We start from the raw sequence: 16,622 nt of genomic DNA, 5'->3' as shown, positions 1-16,622 counted from the left end.
TCGTCAATTTACCGTTTCAGGTTTACAACAAATAAGAACTCAGCCGAGGGGGGCTAAAGGCCTTGGGAGTCCGTTCGCTTGGTCGCCAAGATGACGGCCCGTTTAGGGGCCGAATACCCCTCAAGTGTAAGGCTTCGATTATTGGGGTCAAGGAAATCCACGAGGGAGTCGTTGCGCATCCAGGGGGTACTGCGCTGTTCCTCCAAAGTGGTGACACATTCATCCACCACACGGACCTCTTCGAATCCACACTTCTCCAGCCAGAGGCACAAGGCGGCGCTGCTGGGAATGAACCAGACATTGCGCATCTGGGCGTAGCGATCCGCGGGGACCAGTACCTCGTTGGGGCCGCCGTCCACCACCAGGGTTTCCAGCACCAGCTCGCCGCCATCGCGCAACTGATCTCTTAACTGCAGCAGATGGTCGATGGGGGAACGTCTGTGGTAGAGCACGCCCATGGAGAAGACGGTATCGAAGGCCTCAAGTGCCGGCAGGGCTTCTATCCCCAGCGGCAAGAGATGGATGCGGGGATCCTGGCCGGCCAGCTGCTTGATGGCCGCAAACTGGCACAAGAACAGGGCCGCCGGATCTATGCCTACCGCCAGCTCGGCCCCTTCGCCCAGCATGCGCCACAGGTGGTAGCCGTTGCCACAGCCCACATCCAGGATGCGGCGACCGGCCAGGGGGGAGAGATGGGGCTTGACCCGTTCCCACTTCCAGTCGGAGCGCCACTCGGTGTCCACATGGATGCCGAACAGGTGATAGGGACCCTTGCGCCAGGGATGAAAATGCTGCAGCAGGTTCTCGAGCTTGGCCCGTTCGCCGGCGCTCAGCTCCTCCGCCAGGCCCAGCTCGACCCGATCGCCAAGGTTGATGTGCTTCGCCTGGTAGCCCTCCAGCTTGGCCAGCACCCGTTGCCAGCGGGGCAGGTCGCCGTGGGCTTGCTCATGTTGCCAGGCGTGTAACTGAGCGGGGAGGGTATTGAGCCAGTGGCTCAAGGGGCCCTTGGCGATTCTTTGGTAAAAGTCACCGAAATCAATCATGGGCTGTCCCCTTGATGGCCACCAGGGAGCCAAAGTTGAAGCACTGGAACCACAGCTCGCTGTGGGCGAAGCCGGCCTGGGCCAAGCGGGCCTTGTGCTGGGCCACGCTGTCGGCGCGCAGCACGTTCTCCAGCAGGGTGCGTTTCTGGCTGATCTCCAGCTCGCTGTAGCCATTGGCGCGCTTGAAGTCCAGATGCAGGTCGATGAGAAGCTCGTTGACCGGCGCGTCATCGAAGCGGAATTTTTCGCTCAGGATCAGCATGCCACCGGGGCGCATGCCGGCATGAATGCGGGTCAGCAGCGCCAGCCGCGCCTCGGGGTCGACGAACTGCAGGGTGAAGTTGAGCACCACCACGGAGGCGTCTTCGATGGCCACATTGCAGATGTCGGCCTCGAGGATCTCCACCGGCACTTCGGAGCGGAAGGCTGCCAGCTGATCCCGGCAGCGGCTCACCATGGCAGCCGAGTTATCGACACCGATGATCCGGCAACCCGGTGCCGTCAGGTGACGGCGCATCATCAAGGTGGCGGCCCCCAGGGAGCAGCCGAGATCATAGAGCCGGCTGTTGGGCTGGGCGAAGCGTTCCGTCATCATGCCGATGGCAGAGAGGATGTTGCTGTAGCCCGGCACGGAGCGCTGGATCATGTCGGGGAACACGGCGGCCACCCGATCGTCAAAACAGAAGTCGCCCAGTTGTGCCAAGGGGGCGGCAAAAAGCTGGTCTTTGTGCTGCATGCTGGAGAAAACTCGAAGCTGGAACCAGACGGAGGAAATACCCCGTCAAAAACTGGCGGCATGGTAGCAGAATTGCCCGCCGGTGGGCGAAAAATGTGATGGCCACTGTGCCTTGTCAAGCCCGATGGGGCAGGTGTTATCAAAGCCCCGCTTTTAGCCTATAATGCGGGCCTTTTTGACGTTCAACTTGTTTTCCGGACTATTCATTTCGTCACCATGCCGATCTTCGAATATCAATGTCAGCAGTGCGGCCAGCGGGTCGCCAAGTTGCAAAAACTTTCCGATGCCCCGTTGCGCACCTGTCCGTCCTGTGCCGCCGAGGCGTTGAACAAGCTGATCTCAGTGCCAGGCTTTCGTCTCAAGGGCGGTGGCTGGTACGAGACCGATTTTAAATCTGGCCCCAAGAAAAACCTGGCTGCCCCCGAATGCGGTGGTCAGGGGGGATGCGCTGGCTGTCCGGTCGGCGACTAATCGAAGCATTTTAAGGAATACACCATGCGCACCATCTATTGCGGGCAGGTCAATGCCAGTCACGTCGAGCAAACCGTCACCCTGTGCGGCTGGGTTCATCGCCGCCGGGACCTGGGGGGGCTGATCTTCATCGACATGCGTGATCGCGAGGGTATCGTCCAGGTATTCTTCGATCCGGACAAGAAGGCCGCCTTCGATCTGGCCTACGAGCTGCGCAACGAGTTCTGCATTCAGGTGACCGGTGTGGTGCGGGCCCGTCCCGCCTCCCAGGTCAATGCCGATATGGCCACCGGCGAGGTGGAAGTGTTCGGCCACGAGCTGACCATCATCAACCGTGCCGAGCCGTTGCCGCTGGACTTCAACCAGAACAACAGCGAAGAGCAGCGTTTGAAGTACCGTTACCTGGACTTGCGCCGCCCCGAGATGGCCCAGGTGCTCAAGACCCGTGCCCGCATCACCAGCTTCGTGCGCCGTTTCATGGATGGCGAAGGCTTCCTGGACATCGAAACCCCCATGCTCACCAAGGCCACGCCGGAAGGGGCGCGGGATTACCTGGTGCCCAGCCGGGTGCACAAGGGCAAGTTCTACGCCCTGCCGCAATCGCCCCAGCTGTTCAAGCAGCTGCTGATGATGTCCGGCTTCGATCGTTACTACCAGATCGTCAAGTGCTTCCGTGACGAAGACCTGCGGGCCGACCGTCAGCCGGAATTCACCCAGATCGACGTGGAAACCTCCTTCATGAGCGCCGAGCAGGTGCGGGAGAAGATGGAGACCCTGATCCGTGGTCTGTGGCTGGAGGTGGCCGGCGTGGATCTGGGCGACTTCCCGGTGATGACTTTCGACGAGGCCATGCGCCGCTATGGCTCCGACAAACCGGACCTGCGGGTGCCCATGGAGCTGGTCGACGTGGCGGATCTGCTCCAGCAGGTGGAGTTTGCCGTGTTCGCCGGCCCGGCCAACGATGCCAAGGGCCGGGTGGCGGCCCTCAAGGTGCCCGGTGGTGCCCAGCTCTCTCGCAAGCAGATCGACGAATACACCAAGTTTGTCGGCATCTATGGCGCCAAGGGGCTGGCCTGGATGAAGGTCAACGAGGTGGCCAAGGGTGCCGAGGGGGTGCAATCCCCGGTGGCCAAGTTCTTGAGTGAGGAGATCATCACCGAAATCCTGAGCCGCACCGGTGCCGCCGATGGCGACATCCTGTTCTTCGGTGCCGATAAGGCCAAGGTGGTGGCCGATGCCATGGGCGCCCTGCGCCTGAAGGTGGCCCGGGATCTCGAGCTGGTAGAGCAGTGCTGGAAGCCCCTGTGGGTCATCGATTTCCCCATGTTCGAAGAGGACAGCGAGGGCGGCCTGGCGGCCATGCACCACCCCTTCACCGCCCCCAGCAACCTGAGTGCCGAGCAGCTCAAGGCCGATCCACTGGCGGCCTACGCTAACGCCTACGACATGGTGATCAATGGCTACGAAGTGGGTGGCGGTTCTGTGCGTATCCACCAGGGCCCCATGCAGCAGGCGGTCTTCACCATTCTGGGGATTGATGAAGCGCAGCAGCAGGAGAAGTTCGGCTTCTTGCTGGATGCTCTCAAGTTCGGTACGCCGCCCCACGCCGGCCTGGCCTTCGGCCTGGATCGTCTGACCATGCTGTTGACCGGTACCGACAACATTCGCGATGTCATCGCCTTCCCCAAGACCACGGCGGCGGCCTGTCTGATGACGGATGCTCCCAGCCTGGCCAACGAGGCGGCGCTGCAAGAGCTGGCGATCCGCACAGTGCCGGTGGAAAAAGCCCCGGTAGAAAAGGCATAAGCAGCCCGACAAGGGCAGACCAATTTTACGGCGCGCGTTGGCGCCTGAGACAAAACTACGGAGAAACGAGTCATGGCAGGTCATAGTAAGTGGGCCAACATCAAACACCGCAAGGCGGCACAGGATGCCAAGCGGGGCAAGATCTTCACCAAGCTGATCCGTGAAATCACCACGGCGGCCCGTATCGGCGATCCGGATCCCTCCGCCAACCCCCGCCTGCGTGCGGCCGTGGCCGAGGCTCTGTCCAACAACATGACCCGCGATACCATCAACCGTGCCATCCAGCGTGGTGCCGGTGGTGGTGAAGGGGCCGAGCTCGAAACCATCATCTACGAAGGCTACGGGCCGGCCGGTACCGCCGTCATGGTGGAGTGCATGACCGACAACCGTAACCGCACCGTGTCCGAGGTTCGCCACGCCTTCAGCAAGTGCGGTGGCAACTTGGGCACCGACGGATCCGTCTCCTACCTGTTCACCAAGAAGGGGCTGATCGCCTTCGCCAACGGGAATGAGGATCAGATCATGGAGCTGGCCATCGAAGCCGGCGCCGATGACGTGGTGGCCGATGTCGATGGCTCCATCGAGGTGTACACCACCCCCAACGAGTTCGGTGCCGTGCTGGATGCCCTGGAAGGTGCCGGTCTCAAGCCCGAGAGTGCCTCTGTCACCATGATCGCCTCCACCGAGGCCGACCTGGATGCGGAGACGGCACCCAAGCTGCTGCGCCTCATCGACATGCTCGAAGATCTGGATGACGTGCAGGAGGTGTACCACAACGGTGCCATCTCTGACGAAGTGGCTGCCGCGCTGTAAGCCAGGCCTGTGGTCAGTCACTGAGCTGGCGCTGGGCGATACGCACCAGGTAATGAAGAGGGAGCTGCGGCTCCCTTTTTCGTCACAACCAGTGTCTTGCTGGTCACAGGATGCTAATCAAGGTAACAAGATGAGCATTATTTTGGGCATAGATCCGGGCTCGCGGATCACGGGTTACGGGGTGATACGCAGCCAGGGAAGCCGGGTAGAGTATCTGGGCTCGGGCTGTATCCGCACCAGCGGTGAGAGTCTGCCGCCACGGCTCAAGCAGATCTACGATGGGGTGACCGAGATCATCACCCAGTTTCGGCCGGATCTGTTTGCCATTGAGCAGGTCTTCTTGGCACGGAATCCAGACTCGGCCCTCAAGCTGGGTCAGGCCCGCGGCAGTGCCATCGTTGCGGCGGCCAATCAGGGGCTGGAGGTGGCCGAATACAGCGCCCGCCAGGTGAAGCTGGCGGTGGTGGGCGGTGGCGGCGCCGAGAAGGCCCAGGTGCAGCACATGGTGACCCAGCTGCTTAAATTGCCCGGTACGCCGCAGGCAGATGCGGCGGATGCCCTGGCGGTGGCCCTGTGCCATGCCCATACATTGCAGAGCCTGATCAGCGCCGCGGGTCGGGGCACTGCCGTCACCGGCAGCCGCGGCGGGCGCTGGCGTTGAAGGTCTGGATATAAATACAGTTATTCATTATGCTAGCCGGCATCAAGTAGCGGGGAGAGACAACGCATGATAGGGCGTCTGAGCGGCATCATAGTAGAGAAGCAACCACCGGAGATACTGCTGGAGGTGGGGGGCGTGGGCTATGAGCTACAACTTCCCATGACCTGCTTCTATGAACTGCCGGCGGTGGGCCAACCGGTCACCCTGTTCACCCATTTTGTGGTGCGTGAGGATGCGCAACTGCTGTATGGCTTCAACCACAAGCAGGAGCGCAGCCTGTTCCGCGAGCTGCTCAAGGCCAACGGTGTCGGCCCTAAGCTGGCGTTGGCCATTCTCTCCGGCATGTCGGCCAAACAGTTTGTCCAGGCAGTGGAGCGCGAGGAGATCGGCAGCCTCATCAAGCTGCCCGGCGTGGGCAAGAAGACCGCCGAGCGCCTGGTGATCGAGATGCGAGATCGCTTGAAGGGCTGGGGGGAGGGCGCCCTGTTCACCCCTTACACCGATGCGGCACCGCTGGACACGCCGGCCATGAGCAACAGCGAGGATGAGGCGGTGGCCGCCCTCATTGCCCTGGGCTACAAACCTGCCCAGGCGTCTCAGGTGGTCAGCAAGGTGGCCAAGCCCGAGATGTCGGTGGAGAGCCTCATCCGCGATGCTCTGCGTAGCCTGGTCTAAGGAGTTTTCATGATCGAAGCCGATCGTCTGCTGGCCCCGGCGGCCAAACAGGAAGAGGAGTGGCTGGATCGCGCCATCCGTCCCAAGTTGCTGGCCGATTACCGTGGCCAGGATCCGGTCCGCGATCAGATGGAGCTCTTCATCGCGGCCGCCAAACGGCGCAGCGAGGCGCTGGATCACCTGCTGATCTTCGGCCCGCCGGGCCTTGGCAAGACGACCCTGGCCAACATCGTGGCCAACGAGATGGGGGTCAACATCAAGACCACCTCGGGCCCGGTGCTGGAGAAGGCGGGGGATCTGGCCGCCATGCTCACCAACCTGGAAGCCAACGATGTGCTGTTCATCGATGAGATCCACCGCCTGAGCCCGGTGGTGGAGGAGGTGCTCTATCCGGCGATGGAGGACTACCAGCTGGACATCATGATAGGCGAGGGACCAGCTGCCCGTTCCATCAAGTTGGAGCTGCCACCTTTTACCCTGATCGGTGCCACCACCCGCGCAGGCTCCCTGACCTCGCCACTGCGGGATCGGTTCGGCATTGTGCAGCGGTTGGAGTTTTATCAGGTCGCGGATTTGGCTGACATAGTGCTGCGCAGTGCCCGCTGTCTGGGACTGTCTATGGATGAGGCGGGGGCCTTTGAGATCGCCCGTCGCGCCCGTGGCACACCGCGCATCGCCAACCGGCTGCTGCGCCGGGTGCGAGATTTTGCCGAGATCAAGGCCGATGGCCACATCGGCGACCTGGTGGCCTCCCAGGCGTTGGACATGCTGGATGTGGATCATCAAGGCTTTGACTACATGGATCGCAAGCTGCTGCTGGCCATTATCGACAAGTTTATGGGCGGCCCGGTTGGTCTGGACAATCTGGCAGCCGCCATCGGCGAAGAGAAGGAAACCATCGAAGATGTGCTGGAGCCCTTTCTCATCCAGCAAGGCTTCTTGCAGCGCACCCCCCGGGGCCGGATTGCCACCGCCCGCGCCTACCAGCACTTTGGCCTGCAGCGCGATGGCGAGCTTTGATCCCGCCTGATCACACCGGCAGTCAAGGGAGACACAGCAGCCCAGTTTTGTTTTATTTTTTCAGATGGGCTTAGTCACTGTAAGGGCTTGTTGTTTTGTTTTCATACTAATCCTCCCACCAGCCGGCCAGTTGTCCTGACTGAAAAACATCCGACTGTCACACAAGATGGATAAAAATGGCGCCTTCGGCTGGCATATGGCGTCGAAGGGACGCAAAATTCAGGGGCGCACCAATGGTTTAGCTGCGGTTAAGGCTTGTTGCCAGTTTGGTGTCGGAAATGGTATAAACATCCATGTTTAATACAAGTTTCTGCTTCTACTGTTGTAATTTTGTTGCATTTGATCACGCAATGTTAGGAGGTTGCCCATGGGCAGCCTTTTGAGCATTTAGCGTATGGTCCTATGCTAGGGATAGGCTCGGCCCGGCTGGGTGGCGCCGAATCGTCGAAATCGGTGAGGAAACATCATGATTAATGAACTTGTGGTCGATCTGTCGCGGATCCAGTTTGCCGCGACAGCCCTCTATCACTTTTTGTTCGTACCATTGACAATCGGGATGACCTTCATCCTGGCGATCATGGAATCCGTCTATGTGATGACCAACAACCCCATCTACAAGGACATGACCAAGTTCTGGGGTAAATTGTTTGGCATCAACTTCGCGCTGGGGGTGACCACAGGGCTGACCATGGAGTTCCAGTTTGGTACCAACTGGTCCTACTATTCCCACTATGTGGGCGATATTTTCGGCGCGCCGCTGGCCATCGAGGGCCTGATGGCCTTCTTCCTTGAGTCCACCTTCGTCGGCATGTTCTTCTTCGGCTGGGATCGGATGAGCAAGGTACAGCATTTGGCGTCCACCTGGCTGATGGCCATTGGTACCAACCTGTCCGCCCTGTGGATACTGGTGGCCAACGGATGGATGCAATTCCCCACCGGCTCCGAGTTCAACTACGAAACCATGCGCATGGAGATGGTGAGCTTCGCGGATCTGATCTTCAGCCCGATAGCACAGGTCAAGTTCGTGCACACGGTCGCTGCCGGTTACACCTGCGGCGCCATGTTCGTGCTGGGGATCTCCTCCTACTACTTGCTGAAGAAGCGGGATGTGCCCTTTGCCCGTCGCTCCTTTGCCATCGCCGCTGCCTTCGGCATGGCCTCCATTCTCTCCGTCATCGTGCTGGGGGATGAGTCCGGTTACGAGCTGGGGGATGTGCAAAAGGCCAAGTTGGCCGCCATTGAGTCACAGTGGGAAACCCACCCTGCACCGGCTCCCTTCACCGTCTTTGGTCTGCCTAGTCAAGAGGCTCAGGAGACCAAGTTTGCGGTGGAGATCCCCTATGTGATGGGGATCATTGCCACCCGCTCCCTGGATGAAGAGGTCACCGGCCTCAAGGATCTGATGAAGGAGCATGAGGCTCGCATCCGTACCGGTATGCAGGCCTACGCGCTGCTGCAGCAGCTGCAGGCGGGTGACAAGTCTGATGAATTGCGGGCGCAGTTTGAGCAGGTGAAGTCCGATCTGGGCTACGGTCTGTTGCTCAAGCGTTACACCCCTAATGTGGTGGATGCCACCGAAGAGCAAATCCAGCAGGCGGTGAAGGACAGCATTCCGCCGGTGGCGCCGCTGTTCTGGACCTTCCGCATCATGGTGGGGGCCGGCATGCTGATGCTGCTGCTGATTGGTTTGGCCTTCTATGACAGCACCCGTCACCGGATCGGTGAGCGCAAGTGGCTGCATAAGGCCCTGCTGTGGGGCATACCGCTGCCTTGGATTGCCATCGAGTGTGGCTGGATGGTGGCTGAATTTGGTCGTCAACCTTGGACCATTGCCGAGGTGCTGCCCACCTTCATGTCTGCCTCGACCCTGAGTGTCGGAGACCTGTGGTTCTCACTCATCGGTATCTGTGCCTTCTATACGGTACTGCTGGTGGTGGAAATGTATCTGATGTTCAAGTTTGCACGCCGTGGTCCCAGCAGCCTGAAGACCGGCAAGTACCACTTTGAGCAACTGAGCGCCTAAGGGAGCAAGCGTCATGTTGGATTATGAAGTTTTACGCGTGATTTGGTGGGTCCTGGTTGGGGTCCTGCTGATCGGCTTTGCCGTCACCGACGGCTTTGACATGGGGGTAGGCGCCCTGCTGCCCATCCTGGGGAAAACCGATACCGAGCGGCGGGTGATGATCAACACCATAGCGCCCCATTGGGATGGCAATCAGGTGTGGTTGATCACCGCCGGTGGTGCCATCTTTGCTGCCTGGCCCATGGTCTATGCCACGGCCTTTTCTGGCTTCTACGTAGCCATGGTGCTAACCCTGATGGCTCTGTTCTTCCGGCCGGTCGGCTTTGACTACCGCTCCAAGCTGGAGAGCCCGCGCTGGCGCAATACCTGGGACTGGTGCCTGTTCATCGGTGGCTTTGTGCCCCCCGTGGTGTTTGGTGTGGCCTTTGGTAACCTGCTGCAAGGCGTTCCCTTCAGCATGGATACCTTCATGCGGTCCACCTACGAGGGTAACTTCTTCGGCCTGCTCAATCCCTTTGGCCTGTTGGCCGGCTTTGTCAGCTTGTTCATGATACTGACCCAAGGCGCTGTCTGGCTGATGATGAAGACCGAAGGGGCACTGCATCGTCGGGCCAGCCTGACGGCCAGCCTCTGTGCCCTCATCACCGCCGTGCTGTTTGTCTTGGCGGGGGTCTGGGTGGCCAAGGGTATTGATGGTTATAGTCTGGTGAAGTTTGCCGGTGTGGCTGGCGTATCCAACCCTCTGAACAAGGAGGTGGCCGTGGAAGCCGGTGTATGGCTGCATAATTACAGTGTCTATCCGTGGATGATGACGGCCCCGGTGCTGGGGATTGTCATGGCGCTGCTGACGGCGGTACTAGCCAAGCTGGAGAAGGGGGGGCTGGCGTTCCTGACCTCCTCCCTGGCCATTGCCGGTATCATTCTGACGGCGGGTTTCTCCATGTTTCCCTTCATCATGCCGTCCAGCCTGCAGCCGGCGCATAGTCTGACCATCTGGGATGCAACCTCGTCACACCGTACCCTGAGCGTCATGTTCTATGCGGCTGTGATATTCGTGCCCATCGTGCTGAGCTACACCATCTGGACTTACTACAAGATGTTTGGTCGGGTCAGCGGCGAATATGTCGAAGCCAACAAGCACTCAGTCTATTAAGAGGAGAGACAAGATGTGGTATTTCACCTGGATCCTGGGGCTCTTGCTGGCTTGCTCGTTCGGCATCATCAATGCCTTATGGCTGGAACACACTGAGAACCTGGATAGAAGACTCGATTAAGTCTTTTCATTCCCAAAGCCATCGCAATGCGGTGGCTTTTTTTTTCGGCAAAAGCAAGAGGCGGAACACAACAAAATGGTCAGCGTCACAGCTTCTTTCCCCATTTGAGCTGGGGTATAGTAGCGGCCGTTATTCATGCAGTGACAACAGGCAAGACGGTGACGGCACAGTTTGAAATTCCGGTGCGTATCTATTACGAAGATACGGATGCAGGTAGCGTGGTTTATTACGCTAACTATCTGAAATTCATGGAAAGATGCCGAACTGAATGGCTCCGCTCACTGGGGGTGGAACAAGATACTTGGCTGTCTCAAGGTGTTGCTTTTGTCGTGCGTTCAGTGACGGTGGACTACCACGCGCCCGCCCGCTTTAACGACCAGATCCGGGTCGCTTGTCAACTGGCTGTACTGAAACGCGCCTCACTGGTTTTTCACCAGCAGATCCTGGATGCGAGCGGCCGGCTGTTGATCAGTGGTCAAGTCACCATTGCCTGTGTCAACCTGCAGCAAATGAAACCCATTCCCATACCTGAACCCATTTACGGAGTCTTACGCAGTGCAACCCGCTGACTTGTCGTTTACACGACTCATCCTCGACGCCAGCCCGCTGGTCCAAATCGTCATGCTGATCCTGCTCGGGATGTCGATCGCATCCTGGGCCATCATAGTGCAACGTACTCGGGCGCTGCGTGAGGCCCGCTTTGTAGCCGAGCAGTTTGAGGAGCGTTTCTGGTCCGGTATCGATCTCAATCGACTGTATCAGGAGTGCTCCTCCCGGCGTGACGATCTGCTGGGGGTAGAGCTGGTGTTTTATTCCGGTTTCAAGGAGTTTGCCCGTCTGCACAACAGTGGTATTCGCAGTCAGGAGATGGTGATGGACGGTACCTATCGTGCCATGCGTGTATCACTGTCCCGTGAAGTCGAGGATCTCGAAACCCACCTGCCCACCTTGGCGACAATTGGCTCCATCAGTCCTTATGTTGGTCTGTTTGGCACCGTATGGGGCATCATGCATGCCTTCGTGGCGCTGGCGGCAGTGAAGAACGCCACCCTGTCCATGGTGGCGCCCCCCATCGCCGAAGCGCTGATCGCCACTGCCATGGGTCTGTTTGCTGCTATTCCGGCCGTGGTTGCGTTCAACCGATTCAGCACCAAGGTTGAGAAGCTCGAGAGCAGCTACATCAACTTCATGGATGAGTTCTCAACCATCCTCAACCGGCAAGTGGCCGGCAAGCAAGGTGATCACTGATGCAAGTTCATCAACGCTCGAAGAAACGGGCGGTGGCCGAGATCAATGTGGTGCCTTATATCGACGTCATGTTGGTACTGCTGATTATCTTCATGGCCACGGCGCCGGTGATCATGCAGGGGGTGACCGTCGATCTGCCACAGGCCGATTCTCAGCCGCTGTCAGAGGATATGACCACCCCAGTGGTTGCCTCGGTAGACGCCACAGGTCGCTACTTCTTGGACATCGGTGATAGCCATAAAGAAACCATGGATCTGGTGGATTTGGCGGGTCAGGTGGCGCAATACCTGCGAATTCATCCGGATGCTCCCGTGGTGGTGCAAGGGGATGCCAAGGTCCCTTATGAGTCAGTCGTTCAGTTGATGGCCGCGCTGAAAGAGGCGGGTGTGCCATCGGTGGGACTGATGACAGAACCGCCGGCCACTAAGAAATAACCGGGAGACAAATGCCGTGAAGCGAGGCATGACTGGCCCGTTGGTAATTTCATTGCTGCTGCACTGTTTGTTGCTTCTGGCCTTCATCTTGAAATGGAATCTGGACAAACCCAAACGTCCTGCCGGGGGCGGTGGTGGTGTGGTGCACGCCGTGGTCATTGATCAGCTGGAGTTCAAGCAGCACACAGAGTTTGTCAAACAGCAAAAAGAAGAAGCCAAGCAGGCTGAACAGCAAAAGCAGGAGGCTGAACGGGCAGCCCAAGAAGCGCAACGTCAGCAAAAAGAGGCGGAGACACTGCGTCTGCGGCAGGAAGCCGAGGCTAAGAAGGTCAAACTTGAGGCCGAGCGCAAAAAAGAAGCAGAGCGTCAGCGAGTCGAGGCTGAGAAAAAGGTAGCCTTGGAAAAGAAGAAGGAAGAAGAGCGCAAGAAGGCTGAAGAGCTGAAAAAGCAGGAAGAGCTGAAAAAGCAGGAAGTGCTGAAAAAGCAGCAGGAGTTGAAGAAGCAGGAAGAGCTCAAAAAGCAAGAGGAGCTCAAGAAGCAGGAAGAACTCAAGAAGCAAGAAGCGCTGAAGAAGCAAGAAGCCGAAAAGAAGAAACAGCAAGAGGCTAAGAAGGCAGAAGAGCTCAAGCGTAAGCAAGAGCAACAGAAGAAGGCCGAAGCCGAGCGCAAGAAGAAGGAAGAAGCGGCCAAGAAGGCCGAGGCGGAGCGCAAAAAGCGCGCATCAGAAGCTAAGCAGCTGGAAGATGAGCTATTCGATGAGCTGGATGGGCCTGGGAACAAACCGGGGCCGGCCGGCGCAGGTGGTCCGCTCGATGAGTATACGGGTCTGATCGTCGCAACCATCCAGCGTTATTGGTTGGTAGACCAGACCATGTTTGGCAAGGAGTGCGTACTCAAAGTGAAAATGGCACCGGATGGCCTAGTGATCAGTACTTCCGGTGGGAGTGGTGATGCGGCCGTGTGTCGGGCATCCATTGCAGCGATCAACAAACTGCAAAAATTCCCGGCACCGCCCAAGAACCTGTATGACCAGGCCAAGGAGATGTCCTTGACCCTGCGACCAGGACGGTAGGAGCAAGCAAGGATGATAAACACCACCCGTTGGATGGCAATCTTGTTGGTGATGAGTGGTAGTGCCCTGGCGGCGACCGAGCATCTCAAGCGAGATCAGCAGTTGATGCAGCAGTATGTTGCTAAGGTCAGCAAGGCACTGGAGCAGCATTTCAAAGCGGATGCCAGCTTGGCAGGCCTGCACTGCGAGTTGCAGCTAAAGCTGGAGCCGGACGGCATGGTGGTGGATGTGGCGCAGACGGCAGGGGACAACAGCCTCTGTGCCGCCTCCTTGAAGGGATTCAAGAAAATGAAGAAGTTGCCTCTGCCTCCGGCAGAGCTCTCTGAGCAAATCCAATCGATTAATCTGACGTTAGAACCTTGAAGCAGGCCATGATGAAGAAATTATTTTGGGTGTTTGCCGCCTGGTGCTTGATGGCGCAGTCTGCGATGGCGGAGCTGGAAATTCTGGTAACTGGTGGTATCGATAGCGGACGTCCCGTGGCCGTACCGCAATTCAAGTGGAGTGGTGCTCAGGCGCTGCCTGAAGATGTGGCTAATGTTGTCAGCTCCGATCTGATGCGCAGTGGTAAGTTCAGCCCACTGAATCGTAACGAAATGCCGCAACAGCCCAATCAGAGCTCTGAGGTGAATTACTCCCTCTGGGCGTCCATGGGGGTTGAGGCCTTGGTGGTGGGCAACATTGAGCCCGCTGGCGATGGCCAATATAAGGTGAGCTTTGAGTTGCTGGATGTCCTCAAGGGCAATGGCGGTAACAGCGGTGTACTGGTAGCCGATGCCAAGGTGGTCCCGGCGAAGCAACTGCGGCAGTATGCGCACCTGATCTCAGACATCGTCTACGAACAGCTCACCGGAGAGCGGGGCGCCTTCCTGACGCGAATCGCCTATGTGAGTGTCAAACGGGGACAGGCTTATCCCTATCAGCTGATGGTGGCTGATTATGACGGTTACAATGAAAAGGTGCTGTTACGCTCCAAAGAGCCCTTGATGTCACCCTCCTGGTCACCGGATGGACGTAAACTGGCATATGTCAGTTTCGAGAAGCAACGAGCCTCCATTTTTGTCCAGGACATTATGACCCAGGCCCGTACCCTGATCTCCTCCTATCCCGGCATCAACGGCGCACCTGAATGGTCGCCAGATGGGCGTCGTTTGGCCGTCGTTCTCTCCAAAGATGGACAGTCTGAGGTTTATCTAATTGACGTTGCCAGCCGGTCCTTGAGTCGGGTGACAAACAACAATGCCATCGACACTGAACCCAGCTGGAGTCCTGATGGTCAATCGGTTTATTTTAGTTCTGAGAGGGGTGGCAAACCCCAGATATATAGAGTAAATTTGGCATCTGGCGACACCCAACGAGTGACGTGGGAAGGCGACATGAACCTGAGCGCGGCACCGTCCCCGGATGGGAAGAATCTCATCGTGGTCAGTCGTGTTCAGGGGCAATATCGCATTGCTCGGCAGGATCTGGAAACCGGCGCAACTTATGTGTTGACTCAGACCTCGCTGGATGAATCGCCCAGTGTTGCTCCTAATGGGAGTATGATAATATACAGCACGGTTTACCAAGGTCGGAAAGGACTCGCACTAGTCTCTGCTGATGGTCGCTTCAAGGCGAACCTGCCTTCAGCACAAGGCGAGGTGCGTGCACCAGCTTGGTCACCGTTCTTGAATTAACCCCAAAGTAATAAACCAAGGAAAAAACATGCAAATCAACGACCTGCTGAAAAGCCTGCTGGTAGCTCTGCCCATGCTGACTCTGGCTGCTTGTAGCTCCAGCGACAACGCTGCTCAGACCGAAACTGCCGCTGAAACTGCACCGGCTGATCAAGGCCTGTCCGACAGCGAGCTGATGCGTCAGAAGTACGAAGCCCTGCGTCAAGACAACACAGTGTACTTTGATTTCGACAAGGATGAGATCAAGGGTCAGTACGCTCAGCTGCTGCAAGCTCATGCCGAGTTCCTGAAAGAGCACAATGCCATCAAGGTTCTGGTCGAAGGTCACACCGACGAGCGCGGCACTCCGGAATACAACATCTCCCTGGGCGAGCGTCGTGCTAAGGCTGTTGCCAAGTACCTGCAAAACCTGGGTGTAGACGTATACCAACTGTCCGTTGTTAGCTACGGCGAAGAAAAGCCTGCTGATGCCGGTCACTCCGAAGACGCCTACGCCAAGAACCGTCGCGCTGTTCTGGTATACTAAGGTCTAACGGTTGATGAACACCGTAAGAACAAAAGCGGCCATTTATATGGCCGCTCTTTTTTCTATGGGGCTGTCTCATTCGCTGTGGGCGGAAGATGGCTCTATTGAGGAGCGGGTGCTTCGTCTTGAGCGAGCCCTCAACTCCCGTAACCTGGTTCAGGTTGAGATGCAGCAGCAGCTTGATTCGCTGAGTAATGAGGTGCGCCAGTTACGGGGTGACCTTGAGGAAGCGAATTATAAGCTCCAGCAGGCCGTTGAGCGGCAAAAGTCCATGTACGAGGAGCTCGACAAGGCCAAAGCCGCTGCCAGTGCAGCACCTTCCGATGCGGCGACTCCTGCGCCTGGGGCTGACACCTCAGACAAGGGTGTGGCAGCTTCCCAGAAAGCACCATCAGCAGCGCCGCCCTCTGCCGAAGAGTCCAAAGCCTATGAAAGTGCCGTGAACCTGGTGCTCAAGGATCAGGACTTCAAGAAGGGCTCGGCCGCGCTTAGTCAGTTCCTGAGCAAATATCCCAATTCCAGCTATCAGAGTAACGCCCATTATTGGCTTGGTCAGGTGCTGATGAAGCAAGGGGATAATGGTCAGGCACGCACGCATTTTTTGCAGGTGGCCAAGGACAAGGACTCCAGTAAGAGAGCGGATGCTATATTGAAACTGGGTTTGATCAGTAAGGCAGAAGGCGATGCTGACAAGGCTGGCAAGTTTTTCCAGCTGGTGATCAAGCAGTACCCCGATAGCACGGCAGCCCAGCTGGCACAAAAGGAAGTGTCCGGGAAATAACCGGTTTACGTCATTGATTAAGAAACTGACGGTCTTTGTTCGAAGCCTGAGCAAACAGAAAAAAAACACAAATTATATGTTGCGTCAGGTATCTAAATCCGTAATATAGGCCGCCGTCGGGAGGCGATGACGCCGAAGACAAGGGTTGGGTCGTTAGCTCAGTCGGTAGAGCAGTTGACTTTTAATCAATTGGTCGCAGGTTCGAATCCTGCACGACCCACCAGCCCAGGACGCTTAGCTCAGCTGGGAGAGCACCTCCCTTACAAGGAGGGGGTCACAGGTTCGATCCCTGTAGCGTCCACCAAAGTTTTACTTTGGGTCGTTAGCTCAGTTGGTAGAGCAGTTGACTCTTAATCAATTGGT

19 protein-coding genes and 2 tRNA genes are annotated in these 16,622 nt (G+C 57.8%); 19 read left to right on the top strand and 2 right to left on the bottom strand.

The window, feature by feature from the left end; genetic code table 11:
- Positions 1-53: 53 nt before the first annotated feature.
- Positions 54-1,043, bottom strand: a complete 990-nt coding sequence (gene cmoB, locus ABD847_RS05505; protein ID WP_345010833.1) for a tRNA 5-methoxyuridine(34)/uridine 5-oxyacetic acid(34) synthase CmoB — start codon at positions 1,041-1,043, stop codon at positions 54-56.
- The gene (cmoA, locus tag ABD847_RS05500; RefSeq protein WP_345010831.1) at positions 1,036-1,779 is read right to left on the bottom strand and encodes a carboxy-S-adenosyl-L-methionine synthase CmoA; all 744 of its coding nucleotides are present in this window, start codon (positions 1,777-1,779) and stop codon (positions 1,036-1,038) included. The genes cmoB and cmoA overlap by 8 nt, the downstream gene beginning before the upstream one ends.
- Before the next feature lie 216 nt (positions 1,780-1,995).
- Between cmoA and ABD847_RS05495 the strand changes: the two genes are divergently transcribed.
- The 19 genes from ABD847_RS05495 to ABD847_RS05405 all read left to right on the top strand — a co-directional run bounded on the left by ABD847_RS05495 (position 1,996) and on the right by ABD847_RS05405 (position 16,563).
- Positions 1,996-2,250, top strand: coding sequence for an FmdB family zinc ribbon protein (locus ABD847_RS05495; RefSeq protein ID WP_345010829.1), 255 nt, complete (start codon positions 1,996-1,998; stop codon positions 2,248-2,250).
- A 24-nt stretch (positions 2,251-2,274) separates the two neighbouring features.
- A complete protein-coding gene (aspS, locus tag ABD847_RS05490; protein WP_345010827.1) occupies positions 2,275-4,056 on the top strand; it encodes an aspartate--tRNA ligase in 1,782 nt (593 codons plus the stop codon).
- A gap of 72 nt (positions 4,057-4,128) precedes the next feature.
- Positions 4,129-4,869, top strand: coding sequence for a YebC/PmpR family DNA-binding transcriptional regulator (locus ABD847_RS05485; RefSeq protein WP_345010826.1), 741 nt, complete (start codon positions 4,129-4,131; stop codon positions 4,867-4,869).
- Positions 4,870-4,999: 130 nt separating this feature from the next.
- Positions 5,000-5,530: a crossover junction endodeoxyribonuclease RuvC gene (ruvC, locus tag ABD847_RS05480; protein ID WP_345010824.1), complete on the top strand. Its 531-nt coding sequence runs from the start codon at positions 5,000-5,002 to the stop codon at positions 5,528-5,530.
- A 66-nt stretch (positions 5,531-5,596) separates the two neighbouring features.
- A complete protein-coding gene (gene ruvA / locus ABD847_RS05475; RefSeq protein ID WP_345010822.1) occupies positions 5,597-6,205 on the top strand; it encodes a Holliday junction branch migration protein RuvA in 609 nt (202 codons plus the stop codon).
- A gap of 9 nt (positions 6,206-6,214) precedes the next feature.
- Positions 6,215-7,225: a Holliday junction branch migration DNA helicase RuvB gene (ruvB, locus tag ABD847_RS05470; RefSeq protein ID WP_345010821.1), complete on the top strand. Its 1,011-nt coding sequence runs from the start codon at positions 6,215-6,217 to the stop codon at positions 7,223-7,225.
- A gap of 466 nt (positions 7,226-7,691) precedes the next feature.
- On the top strand, positions 7,692-9,248 hold the full coding sequence (locus ABD847_RS05465) for a cytochrome ubiquinol oxidase subunit I (RefSeq protein ID WP_345010820.1): 1,557 nt from the start codon (positions 7,692-7,694) through the stop codon (positions 9,246-9,248).
- Positions 9,249-9,261: 13 nt separating this feature from the next.
- Positions 9,262-10,401 carry a cytochrome d ubiquinol oxidase subunit II gene (gene cydB, locus ABD847_RS05460; RefSeq protein WP_345010818.1) on the top strand — a complete coding sequence of 380 codons (1,140 nt, stop codon included), beginning with the start codon at positions 9,262-9,264 and terminating at the stop codon, positions 10,399-10,401.
- Between the two features lie 13 nt (positions 10,402-10,414).
- Positions 10,415-10,522, top strand: a complete 108-nt coding sequence (cydX, locus tag ABD847_RS05455; RefSeq protein ID WP_345010816.1) for a cytochrome bd-I oxidase subunit CydX — start codon at positions 10,415-10,417, stop codon at positions 10,520-10,522.
- Positions 10,523-10,680: 158 nt separating this feature from the next.
- Positions 10,681-11,091 carry a tol-pal system-associated acyl-CoA thioesterase gene (ybgC, locus tag ABD847_RS05450; protein WP_345011449.1) on the top strand — a complete coding sequence of 137 codons (411 nt, stop codon included), beginning with the start codon at positions 10,681-10,683 and terminating at the stop codon, positions 11,089-11,091.
- Positions 11,078-11,770, top strand: a complete 693-nt coding sequence (gene tolQ, locus ABD847_RS05445; RefSeq protein ID WP_345010814.1) for a protein TolQ — start codon at positions 11,078-11,080, stop codon at positions 11,768-11,770. The genes ybgC and tolQ overlap by 14 nt, the downstream gene beginning before the upstream one ends.
- Positions 11,770-12,204 (top strand): protein TolR, encoded by a 435-nt coding sequence (gene tolR / locus ABD847_RS05440; RefSeq protein WP_345010812.1) that lies wholly within the window; start codon positions 11,770-11,772, stop codon positions 12,202-12,204. Before tolQ ends, tolR begins: the two co-directional genes overlap by 1 nt.
- 16 nt (positions 12,205-12,220) lie before the next feature.
- Complete coding sequence (tolA, locus tag ABD847_RS05435) at positions 12,221-13,276, top strand: cell envelope integrity protein TolA (protein WP_345010810.1); 1,056 nt, start codon at positions 12,221-12,223, stop codon at positions 13,274-13,276.
- 12 nt (positions 13,277-13,288) lie between these two features.
- Positions 13,289-13,639: a cell envelope integrity protein TolA gene (gene tolA, locus ABD847_RS05430; RefSeq protein ID WP_345010808.1), complete on the top strand. Its 351-nt coding sequence runs from the start codon at positions 13,289-13,291 to the stop codon at positions 13,637-13,639.
- Between the two features lie 11 nt (positions 13,640-13,650).
- Positions 13,651-14,952: a Tol-Pal system beta propeller repeat protein TolB gene (gene tolB, locus ABD847_RS05425; protein ID WP_425568406.1), complete on the top strand. Its 1,302-nt coding sequence runs from the start codon at positions 13,651-13,653 to the stop codon at positions 14,950-14,952.
- Between the two features lie 28 nt (positions 14,953-14,980).
- Positions 14,981-15,478: a peptidoglycan-associated lipoprotein Pal gene (gene pal, locus ABD847_RS05420; protein ID WP_345010804.1), complete on the top strand. Its 498-nt coding sequence runs from the start codon at positions 14,981-14,983 to the stop codon at positions 15,476-15,478.
- Positions 15,479-15,491: 13 nt separating this feature from the next.
- Entirely contained in the window at positions 15,492-16,259 is a 768-nt protein-coding gene (gene ybgF / locus ABD847_RS05415) for a tol-pal system protein YbgF (protein WP_345011447.1), read from the top strand.
- A gap of 147 nt (positions 16,260-16,406) precedes the next feature.
- Positions 16,407-16,482: transfer RNA gene (locus ABD847_RS05410), tRNA-Lys, on the top strand.
- A gap of 5 nt (positions 16,483-16,487) precedes the next feature.
- A tRNA-Val gene (locus tag ABD847_RS05405) sits at positions 16,488-16,563 on the top strand.
- Positions 16,564-16,622 lie beyond the last annotated feature (59 nt).

This window comes from Pseudaeromonas paramecii, assembly GCF_039540575.1.
GTDB classification, from domain to species: domain Bacteria; phylum Pseudomonadota; class Gammaproteobacteria; order Enterobacterales; family Aeromonadaceae; genus Pseudaeromonas; species Pseudaeromonas paramecii.
The sequence above is the reverse complement of the archived record's forward strand: the minus strand, read 5'-3'. Positions and strand labels throughout refer to the sequence as shown.

What these genes read in the sequence shown, in the direction of transcription:
- cmoB (WP_345010833.1), bottom strand. Translation starts at nt 1,043, where the DNA reads ATGATTGATTTCGGTGACTTTTACCAAAGAATCGCCAAGGGCCCCTTG.
- cmoA (WP_345010831.1), bottom strand. Translation starts at nt 1,779, where the DNA reads ATGCAGCACAAAGACCAGCTTTTTGCCGCCCCCTTGGCACAACTGGGC.
- ABD847_RS05495 (WP_345010829.1), top strand. Translation starts at nt 1,996, where the DNA reads ATGCCGATCTTCGAATATCAATGTCAGCAGTGCGGCCAGCGGGTCGCC.
- aspS (WP_345010827.1), top strand. Translation starts at nt 2,275, where the DNA reads ATGCGCACCATCTATTGCGGGCAGGTCAATGCCAGTCACGTCGAGCAA.
- ABD847_RS05485 (WP_345010826.1), top strand. Translation starts at nt 4,129, where the DNA reads ATGGCAGGTCATAGTAAGTGGGCCAACATCAAACACCGCAAGGCGGCA.
- ruvC (WP_345010824.1), top strand. Translation starts at nt 5,000, where the DNA reads ATGAGCATTATTTTGGGCATAGATCCGGGCTCGCGGATCACGGGTTAC.
- ruvA (WP_345010822.1), top strand. Translation starts at nt 5,597, where the DNA reads ATGATAGGGCGTCTGAGCGGCATCATAGTAGAGAAGCAACCACCGGAG.
- ruvB (WP_345010821.1), top strand. Translation starts at nt 6,215, where the DNA reads ATGATCGAAGCCGATCGTCTGCTGGCCCCGGCGGCCAAACAGGAAGAG.
- ABD847_RS05465 (WP_345010820.1), top strand. Translation starts at nt 7,692, where the DNA reads ATGATTAATGAACTTGTGGTCGATCTGTCGCGGATCCAGTTTGCCGCG.
- cydB (WP_345010818.1), top strand. Translation starts at nt 9,262, where the DNA reads ATGTTGGATTATGAAGTTTTACGCGTGATTTGGTGGGTCCTGGTTGGG.
- cydX (WP_345010816.1), top strand. Translation starts at nt 10,415, where the DNA reads ATGTGGTATTTCACCTGGATCCTGGGGCTCTTGCTGGCTTGCTCGTTC.
- tolR (WP_345010812.1), top strand. Translation starts at nt 11,770, where the DNA reads ATGCAAGTTCATCAACGCTCGAAGAAACGGGCGGTGGCCGAGATCAAT.
- tolA (WP_345010808.1), top strand. Translation starts at nt 13,289, where the DNA reads ATGATAAACACCACCCGTTGGATGGCAATCTTGTTGGTGATGAGTGGT.
- tolB (WP_425568406.1), top strand. Translation starts at nt 13,651, where the DNA reads ATGAAGAAATTATTTTGGGTGTTTGCCGCCTGGTGCTTGATGGCGCAG.
- pal (WP_345010804.1), top strand. Translation starts at nt 14,981, where the DNA reads ATGCAAATCAACGACCTGCTGAAAAGCCTGCTGGTAGCTCTGCCCATG.
- ybgF (WP_345011447.1), top strand. Translation starts at nt 15,492, where the DNA reads ATGAACACCGTAAGAACAAAAGCGGCCATTTATATGGCCGCTCTTTTT.